The organism is Microbacterium sp., assembly GCF_031178525.1.
Classification (GTDB): Bacteria; Actinomycetota; Actinomycetes; order Actinomycetales; family Microbacteriaceae; genus Microbacterium.
The window spans coordinates 1-1,906 of record NZ_JAPSJA010000376.1; the positions used below are offsets into that span (position 1 = coordinate 1).

Here is a 1,906-nt window from a genome sequence, read left to right on the forward strand (position 1 = left end):
GACAGTGGGGCGCTGGGCGATCAGCACGTGTCGGTTCCTTTCGGTCGCGAGTCCGCTATATGACTCGCGTGTTCAGTGACGGCGGATGGCCGGGCAGGCGGGGACCGCCTGCCCGGCTGAAGCGACTTAGTTGCGGCGGGGCTTCGGCGGACGAACGCCGTTGTGCGCCTGCGGCGTCACGTCGTGGATCGCGCCGATCTCGAGGCCAGCGGCCTGGAGCGAGCGGATCGCCGTCTCACGGCCCGAACCGGCGCCCTTGACGAAGACGTCGACCTTCTTCATGCCGTGGTCCTGCGCCTGGCGCGCGGCCGACTCGGCGGCGAGCTGCGCGGCGTAGGGCGTCGACTTGCGCGAGCCCTTCATGCCGACGCCGCCACCCGAGACCTGCGAGACGACGGCACCGGTCGTGTCGGTGATCGAGACGATCGTGTTGTTGAACGTCGACTTGATGTGGGCGTGGCCCGCTGCGATGTTCTTCTTGTCCTTCTTGCGCGGCTTGCGGACCGCGGACTTGGGAGCTGCCATGTTCCTCTACCTCCACGCGGCCTAGCGGCCGGCCTTCTTCTTGCCGGCGACCGTCTGCTTCTTGCCCTTGCGGGTGCGCGCGTTCGTCTTGGTGCGCTGACCGCGCACGGGGAGCCCGCGGCGGTGGCGGATGCCCTCGTACGAGCCGATCTCGACCTTGCGGCGGATGTCTGCGGTCACCTCGCGGCGGAGGTCGCCCTCCACCTTGAACGTGCCCTCGATGTGGTCGCGGAGCGCGACCAGCTGGTCGTCGGTGAGGTCCTTGACGCGAGTGTTCCGGTCGATGCCGGTGGCCTCGAGCGTCTCGACCGAGCGGGTGCGGCCGACGCCGAAGATGTACGTCAGTGCGATCTCCACGCGCTTCTCGCGCGGGATGTCGACACCTGCGATGCGTGCCATCGTGTGTCTCCTTCTGGAGTGATGAGAGGTATGGAGCAGCGGAGGTGCCTGGGCCTCTCCCCCAAGGTGTCGCCCTCGTCAGAGAGCTCTTACCGCTGCTGGGAATCCCTTCGGTGATCGAGCAGCCGGCGCAGCCGGCGTCTCGAGTCCACGTCTGGGGAGTGTTCAGTTGTGCTCGTGCGGCGCCGGCCGCGATCGCCAGGTCTCGTGACGCGTGCCGCCTTCGGCGGCGCGCTCCTCGACCCTGATGCCTCCGCGCTCAGATCGACGGCGTCGATCCGAGCGCTGCGGCATCAGCCCTGCCGCTGCTTGTGGCGGGGGTTCTCGCAGATCACCATGACGCGACCGTGCCGGCGGATGACCTTGCACTTGTCGCAGATGCGCTTGACGCTGGGGTAGACCTTCATGTTCTCTTCCTCGCTGGCCTCGTGCTCGCGCGGTGGCGCGAGCCGTTCCTTTCCAGCAACCGGCTCACTTGTAGCGGTAGACGATCCGGCCGCGGCTCAGGTCGTAGGGGCTGAGCTCCACGATCACGCGGTCCTCCTGGAGGATGCGGATGTAGTTCTGCCGCATCTTCCCGGAGATGTGCGCGAGCACCACGTGTCCGTTCGAGAGCTCGACGCGGAACATCGCATTGGGAAGCGCCTCGATCACCGTGCCCTCGATCTCGATGACGCCGTCTTTTTTGGCCATAGCCTTCTTCTGCAAGTCTTCTGGTTGCTGGTCGTGCGAGTGACGCGCGCAGAGGGCGCACGACACCAACGGTCAACTCTACGCCGCTCGTGCACGAACGTGCAAGCCGGGCGTGTCGGTGCTTGCTGGGCGGCGGTTCCGACGCCCGGGACGCGCGTGGCTCCGCAGCGGCTCCCGACGCCCGGGACGGGCGTCGGCGCTGGGGTCGCGGCGGCGGGCCCGGGCGGGGGCGGGGGCGGAGCCCCCCCCCCCGCCGACCCCCCCCCGAGGCCCACCACCACGCCCGCGA

At 68.6% G+C, this 1,906-nt stretch carries 4 protein-coding genes; all 4 read right to left on the reverse strand.

What is annotated here, in order from left to right:
• Window positions 1-126 precede the first annotated feature (126 nt).
• Window positions 127-525, reverse strand: coding sequence for a 30S ribosomal protein S11 (gene rpsK / locus RIF89_RS14555; protein ID WP_092915802.1), 399 nt, complete (start codon window positions 523-525; stop codon window positions 127-129).
• A gap of 21 nt (window positions 526-546) precedes the next feature.
• Entirely contained in the window at window positions 547-924 is a 378-nt protein-coding gene (gene rpsM, locus RIF89_RS14560; RefSeq protein WP_309069789.1) for a 30S ribosomal protein S13, read from the reverse strand.
• A gap of 293 nt (window positions 925-1,217) precedes the next feature.
• Complete coding sequence (gene rpmJ, locus RIF89_RS14565; RefSeq protein ID WP_309069790.1) at window positions 1,218-1,331, reverse strand: 50S ribosomal protein L36; 114 nt, start codon at window positions 1,329-1,331, stop codon at window positions 1,218-1,220.
• A 64-nt stretch (window positions 1,332-1,395) separates the two neighbouring features.
• Window positions 1,396-1,617 (reverse strand): translation initiation factor IF-1, encoded by a 222-nt coding sequence (infA, locus tag RIF89_RS14570; RefSeq protein WP_072312769.1) that lies wholly within the window; start codon window positions 1,615-1,617, stop codon window positions 1,396-1,398.
• Window positions 1,618-1,906: the final 289 nt, after the last annotated feature.

Coding starts and splice junctions, on each gene's coding strand:
- rpsK (WP_092915802.1), bottom strand. CDS start 525: ATGGCAGCTCCCAAGTCCGCGGTCCGCAAGCCGCGCAAGAAGGACAAG.
- rpsM (WP_309069789.1), bottom strand. CDS start 924: ATGGCACGCATCGCAGGTGTCGACATCCCGCGCGAGAAGCGCGTGGAG.
- rpmJ (WP_309069790.1), bottom strand. CDS start 1,331: ATGAAGGTCTACCCCAGCGTCAAGCGCATCTGCGACAAGTGCAAGGTC.
- infA (WP_072312769.1), bottom strand. CDS start 1,617: ATGGCCAAAAAAGACGGCGTCATCGAGATCGAGGGCACGGTGATCGAG.